Genomic DNA, 6,000 nt, shown 5'->3' on the forward strand with positions numbered 1-6,000 from the left:
AAAATAAAAGAAGAGCAGAAAGATGAAAGGAGCAAAAAAATGAAAGTTTCCGCAGGACCATATGAATTAGATTTCACGAAAAAAACATACATTATGGGGATTTTAAATACAACGCCAGATTCATTTTCTGATGGCGGGCGTTATAACGAGATAGAGACAGCTGTTCAGCATGCAGAAGAGATGGTGAGTGAAGGAGCAGACATCATCGATATTGGTGGAGAGTCGACGCGGCCAGGGTATGCTGCTGTGTCAGCGGAGGAAGAGTTGAAGAGAGTGTTGCCAATTATCCAGGCCGTATCTGCTAGTGTGGACGTGCCGCTTTCGATTGATACATATAAAGCGGAAACGGCAAGACAATCGATAGAAGCTGGTGCTCATATTATTAATGATATTTGGGGAGCAAAAAGAGACCCCGAGATTGCGGTGGTAGCTGCTGAGAAAAATGTCCCAATCATTCTCACGCATAATCGAGACAACATGGATTATGGTTCCTTTATCCGAGATGTATTGCTTGATTTGTATGAAAGTATTGAGATTGCCATGAAAGCGGGCGTTCCCGAAGAAAAGATTATTCTTGATCCTGGGATTGGATTCGCCAAGGATATGGAACAGCATCTACTTATGCTGAGAAACATGGACAAAGTAGCTGCTCTTGGATTCCCGGTGTTGCTTGGTGCTTCGCGAAAAAGAATTGTCGGGCATGTACTCGATCTGCCAGTAGGGGAAAGAATGGAAGGAACAGGGGCTATTTGCTGTTACGGTATTGAAAGTGGCTGCCATATTCTTCGTATTCATGATGTAAAGCCGATCAGCCGAATGGCGAAAATGATGGACGCTTTAGTTGGAAAGGGAGGAGGAAATGGATAAAATTTATGTAACCGGTATGGAGTTTTATGGTTATCATGGTGTGTTCCCAGAAGAGAACAAACTTGGCCAACGCTTTCGAGTCGACGCTGTACTTGAGGTTTCCCTGCGAAAGGCAGGACAGTCGGATAACCTTGAGGATTCTGTAAATTACGGGGAAGTTTATCAAGTCTGCAAAGAGATTGTAGAGAACCGTACTTTTAAATTGGTAGAAGCAGTTGCTGAGCATATCTCCTTGGCTCTTTTAGAAAGTTTCCCTAAAGTGACTGCTTGCACGATAAAGGTTATTAAGCCTGATCCACCTATTCCAGGTCATTACAATCATGTAGCTGTTGAAATAATGAGGAGAAGAATAGAAAATGAATAATAGAGCTTTCTTATCATTAGGAACAAATATAGGGGACAGGTTGGCCAATCTGCAAATGGCAATTCATCTGCTACATTCACAGGATGTTATTACTATAGAGAAACTCTCTTCTATTTATGAAACAGAACCGGTTGGTTATACGGATCAGCCTGCTTTTTTAAATATGGTTATTCAAATAAGCACCTCTCTGTCTGCGGAAGAGCTGCTGGAATTATGTTTATCTGTTGAACAAAAACTTGGAAGGGTTAGGGAATTCAGATGGGGGCCGCGAATAATAGACCTTGACATTTTATTGTATAATCAAGACAATATTGAATCAGAGAAACTTATCGTTCCGCACCCAAGAATGCATGAACGCGCTTTTGTTCTCGTTCCTTTAATAGAGATAGATCCAACCATTTGTTTTCCAGGGAGTGATAGGCCTCTTGAAAAAGTACTTTCAAGTATGCAGGAAAGGGAAGGGGTGCGCCTATGGAAACCGAACAGTGGGGAAGAAGGATTCGGGCTTTCAGAAAGTTGAAGGGATTTACTCAAGAACGCCTTGCCCATCAGCTCGGCATATCTGTTTCTGTGCTTGGTGAAGTGGAAAGAGGCAGCCGCCCGCTAACTGATGAGCTGTTAAGGGAAATATCGAAAGCTTTGCATATATCAATTGATGAACTTTGTCCGCCGGAAAAGAAGTAGAAAGGTGATGAATATGTTAAAGATCGGAAACATCGAGATGAAAAACCCGGTGGTACTTGCTCCGATGGCAGGAATTTGTAATTCTGCTTTTCGTCTGACAGTAAAAGAATTTGGTGCCGGTCTTGTATGTGCTGAAATGGTCAGCGACAAAGGAATTGTTTTTCAGAATGAAAAAACAATGAATATGCTCTATATTGATGAGAGAGAAAAACCGCTTAGCCTGCAAATTTTTGGAGGTAAAAAAGAATCGCTCGTACAAGCTGCAAGCTTTGTCGACAAACATACAAATGCCGATATTATTGATATTAATATGGGTTGTCCAGTTCCTAAAATTACAAAGTGTGACGCGGGAGCTAAATGGCTGCTTGATCCGAACAAGATTTATGAAATGGTATCGGCTGTAGTGGATGCTGTTGATAAGCCGGTCACAGTAAAAATGCGTATGGGTTGGGATGAAGAGCATATTTATGCGGTGGAAAATGCCCGAGCTGTAGAGAGAGCAGGTGGACAGGCGATAGCCCTTCACGGCCGGACTCGTGTACAAATGTATGAAGGGACAGCGAACTGGGATATCATTAAAGAAGTAAAACAGTCAGTCAACATCCCGATCATTGGAAATGGAGATGTCCAAACTCCACAGGATGCTAAGCGGATGCTTGAAGAAACAGGTGTTGATGGAGTGATGATTGGTCGTGCTGCCCTAGGAAATCCATGGATGATTTATCGCACGGTAAAATATTTAGAAACAGGCGAATTAATTGAAGAACCTACAGCGCGTGAAAAAATCGATGTTTGTTTATTGCACCTTGACCGTCTTATTGCTTTGAAAAACGAGAACATTGCTGTACGTGAAATGCGAAAGCATGCTGCTTGGTATTTAAAGGGTATCCGTGGCAATGCTGGCGTACGTAAAGAAATTAACTACTGTGAGACGAGAGAGCAATTAGTTAGCTTGCTGTCTACTTTCGTTCAAGAGGTAGAAGAAAAAGAAGCGGCTGTCCAAGCCGGATAACTTGTAAGGGTGACCATAGGAATAGGAGTGAATGGAATGAGTGAGGAATTAAACGATCAGCTGCTGGTCAGAAGAGAAAAAATGCAGGCGTTAAGAGATAAAGGGCTCGATCCTTTTGGCAAACGCTTCGAACGCACACATACAGCTCAAGGCATTTTGGCTGCATATGAGGAGCTTTCCAAGGAAGAATTAGAAGAAAAAGAAATAGAAGTAAAAATTGCTGGACGTATTATGACAAAGCGTGGAAAAGGAAAAGCTGGGTTTGCCCATGTGCAAGATTTAACAGGACAGATTCAAATTTACGTGCGCAAAGACGCAGTCGGGGACGAAGCTTACGAATTATTTAATATGACAGATCTAGGTGACATTGTTGGCATTACTGGTACAATCTTTAAAACAAAAGTGGGAGAGCTTTCAATTAAAGTTAATCATTATGAGTTCTTAACGAAAGCTTTGCGTCCGCTTCCTGATAAGTTTCATGGGTTGAAAGACATTGAACAGCGTTACCGTCAGCGTTATTTGGATTTGATTACGAGTCCGGATAGTCAACAGACGTTTATTACACGCAGCCGTATTATTCAGTCGATGAGACGCTATTTGGATGACCATGGCTATTTAGAGGTAGAGACGCCGATGATGCATTCAATTGCGGGAGGAGCTTCTGCTCGTCCATTTATTACACATCACAATGCGCTTGATATGGAATTGTATATGCGTATTGCTATCGAACTTCATTTAAAACGCCTGATTGTAGGAGGCATGGAAAAAGTATATGAAATCGGTCGCGTATTCCGTAATGAAGGAGTTTCTACTCGCCACAATCCGGAATTTACGATGATTGAATTGTATGAAGCCTATGCAGACTATGAAGATATCATGCGCTTAACAGAAAACTTAATTGCTCATATTGCTCGTGAAGTGCATGGCACCACAACAATCGCGTATGGGGAATATGAAGTGAATTTAGAACCACAATGGCGTCGTTTACACATGGTTGATGCCGTTAAAGAATATACAGGTGTCGATTTCTGGCAAGAAATGACGGACGAACAAGCCCGTGCGCTGGCTAAAGAACATGGGATTGAATATAAAGAAACAATGCAATATGGGCATATTGTTAATGAGTTCTTTGAGCAAAAAGTAGAGGAAAAATTGATTCAACCTACTTTCATCTATGGTCACCCGGTTGAAATCTCTCCACTTGCTAAGAAAAACGATGAAGATCCACGCTTTACAGATCGTTTTGAATTATTTATCGTTGGTCGTGAACACGCGAATGCATTTACAGAGTTAAATGATCCAATTGATCAACGTGAACGCTTTGAGGCACAGCTGAAAGAGCGTGAGCAAGGAAATGACGAAGCGCATGAAATGGATGATGACTTTGTTGAGGCGTTGGAATATGGAATGCCGCCAACAGGAGGATTAGGTATTGGGATTGACCGTCTTGTGATGCTATTAACGAATTCCCCTTCAATTCGGGATGTGTTGCTTTTCCCATTGATGAGACACAAGGAATAATAATAAAGGGCCGCTCAAAGCGGCCCTTTATTATTATATGTAGAGCTTAGGGGATTAAAATAAACTATTTTAAAAAAATACTTGCATGGGAGAAAAGGAGATGGTATATTTATATTCGTTGTTAACAACGGTCACTTGTTGATTTAAAAATATTTTAAAAAAGTTGTTGACAACAAGGTTGATAAATGGTATATTTAAGAGGTCGCCAAAAATGACTGAAGCGAAATTGATCTTTGAAAACTGAACAAAATACATGCCAGTAAGTTAATTCTTATTTTTAAATTATGAGCAAGTCAAACATCTTTTTGGAGAGTTTGATCCTGGCTCAGGACGAACGCTGGCGGCGTGCCTAATACATGCAAGTCGAGCGGACTTGACGGAGCTTGCTCTGTTCAAGTTAGCGGCGGACGGGTGAGTAACACGTGGGTAACCTGCCTGTAAGACTGGGATAACTCCGGGAAACCGGGGCTAATACCGGATATTCTTTTTCTTCGCATGAAGAAGAATGGAAAGGCGGCTTTTAGCTGTCACTTACAGATGGACCCGCGGCGCATTAGCTAGTTGGTGAGGTAACGGCTCACCAAGGCGACGATGCGTAGCCGACCTGAGAGGGTGATCGGCCACACTGGGACTGAGACACGGCCCAGACTCCTACGGGAGGCAGCAGTAGGGAATCTTCCGCAATGGACGAAAGTCTGACGGAGCAACGCCGCGTGAGTGAAGAAGGTTTTCGGATCGTAAAGCTCTGTTGTCAGGGAAGAACAAGTACCAAAGTAACTGTTGGTACCTTGACGGTACCTGACCAGAAAGCCACGGCTAACTACGTGCCAGCAGCCGCGGTAATACGTAGGTGGCAAGCGTTGTCCGGAATTATTGGGCGTAAAGCGCGCGCAGGCGGCTTCTTAAGTCTGATGTGAAAGCCCACGGCTCAACCGTGGAGGGTCATTGGAAACTGGGAGGCTTGAGTGCAGAAGAGGAGAGCGGAATTCCACGTGTAGCGGTGAAATGCGTAGAGATGTGGAGGAACACCAGTGGCGAAGGCGGCTCTCTGGTCTGTAACTGACGCTGAGGCGCGAAAGCGTGGGGAGCGAACAGGATTAGATACCCTGGTAGTCCACGCCGTAAACGATGAGTGCTAAGTGTTGGAGGGTTTCCGCCCTTCAGTGCTGCAGCTAACGCATTAAGCACTCCGCCTGGGGAGTACGGCCGCAAGGCTGAAACTCAAAGGAATTGACGGGGGCCCGCACAAGCGGTGGAGCATGTGGTTTAATTCGAAGCAACGCGAAGAACCTTACCAGGTCTTGACATCCCGCTGACCGGTCTGGAGACAGATCTTTCCCTTCGGGGACAGCGGTGACAGGTGGTGCATGGTTGTCGTCAGCTCGTGTCGTGAGATGTTGGGTTAAGTCCCGCAACGAGCGCAACCCTTGATCTTAGTTGCCAGCATTCAGTTGGGCACTCTAAGGTGACTGCCGGTGACAAACCGGAGGAAGGTGGGGATGACGTCAAATCATCATGCCCCTTATGACCTGGGCTACACACGTGCTACAAT

General features: G+C 44.1%; 6 protein-coding genes and 1 rRNA gene (1 of these 7 cut by a window edge). All 7 read left to right on the forward strand.

Features of this window, described 5'->3' with window-relative positions; translation table 11 throughout:
• Positions 1–39: 39 nt before the first annotated feature.
• Entirely contained in the window at positions 40–867 is an 828-nt protein-coding gene (gene folP, locus CJ483_RS13970) for a dihydropteroate synthase (protein ID WP_120035828.1), read from the forward strand.
• Positions 860–1,231: a dihydroneopterin aldolase gene (gene folB / locus CJ483_RS13975; protein ID WP_120035829.1), complete on the forward strand. Its 372-nt coding sequence runs from the start codon at positions 860–862 to the stop codon at positions 1,229–1,231. The genes folP and folB overlap by 8 nt, the downstream gene beginning before the upstream one ends.
• A complete protein-coding gene (gene folK, locus CJ483_RS13980; RefSeq protein ID WP_120035830.1) occupies positions 1,224–1,751 on the forward strand; it encodes a 2-amino-4-hydroxy-6-hydroxymethyldihydropteridine diphosphokinase in 528 nt (175 codons plus the stop codon). Before folB ends, folK begins: the two co-directional genes overlap by 8 nt.
• A complete protein-coding gene (locus tag CJ483_RS13985; protein WP_120035831.1) occupies positions 1,703–1,915 on the forward strand; it encodes a helix-turn-helix domain-containing protein in 213 nt (70 codons plus the stop codon). The genes folK and CJ483_RS13985 overlap by 49 nt, the downstream gene beginning before the upstream one ends.
• Before the next feature lie 13 nt (positions 1,916–1,928).
• Entirely contained in the window at positions 1,929–2,927 is a 999-nt protein-coding gene (gene dusB / locus CJ483_RS13990) for a tRNA dihydrouridine synthase DusB (RefSeq protein ID WP_120035832.1), read from the forward strand.
• A 36-nt stretch (positions 2,928–2,963) separates the two neighbouring features.
• Positions 2,964–4,448 (forward strand): lysine--tRNA ligase, encoded by a 1,485-nt coding sequence (gene lysS, locus CJ483_RS13995; protein ID WP_120035833.1) that lies wholly within the window; start codon positions 2,964–2,966, stop codon positions 4,446–4,448.
• A gap of 302 nt (positions 4,449–4,750) precedes the next feature.
• Positions 4,751–6,000, forward strand: a 16S ribosomal RNA gene (locus CJ483_RS14000) (it continues 304 nt past the right edge of the window).

The sequence above is a fragment of the Bacillus sp. PK3_68 genome (assembly GCF_003600835.1).
Taxonomy (GTDB): Bacteria; Bacillota; Bacilli; order Bacillales; family Domibacillaceae; genus Pseudobacillus.

Coding starts and splice junctions, on each gene's coding strand:
- CJ483_RS13985 (WP_120035831.1), top strand. CDS start 1,703: ATGGAAACCGAACAGTGGGGAAGAAGGATTCGGGCTTTCAGAAAGTTG.
- folP (WP_120035828.1), top strand. CDS start 40: ATGAAAGTTTCCGCAGGACCATATGAATTAGATTTCACGAAAAAAACA.
- dusB (WP_120035832.1), top strand. CDS start 1,929: ATGTTAAAGATCGGAAACATCGAGATGAAAAACCCGGTGGTACTTGCT.
- folB (WP_120035829.1), top strand. CDS start 860: ATGGATAAAATTTATGTAACCGGTATGGAGTTTTATGGTTATCATGGT.
- folK (WP_120035830.1), top strand. CDS start 1,224: ATGAATAATAGAGCTTTCTTATCATTAGGAACAAATATAGGGGACAGG.
- lysS (WP_120035833.1), top strand. CDS start 2,964: ATGAGTGAGGAATTAAACGATCAGCTGCTGGTCAGAAGAGAAAAAATG.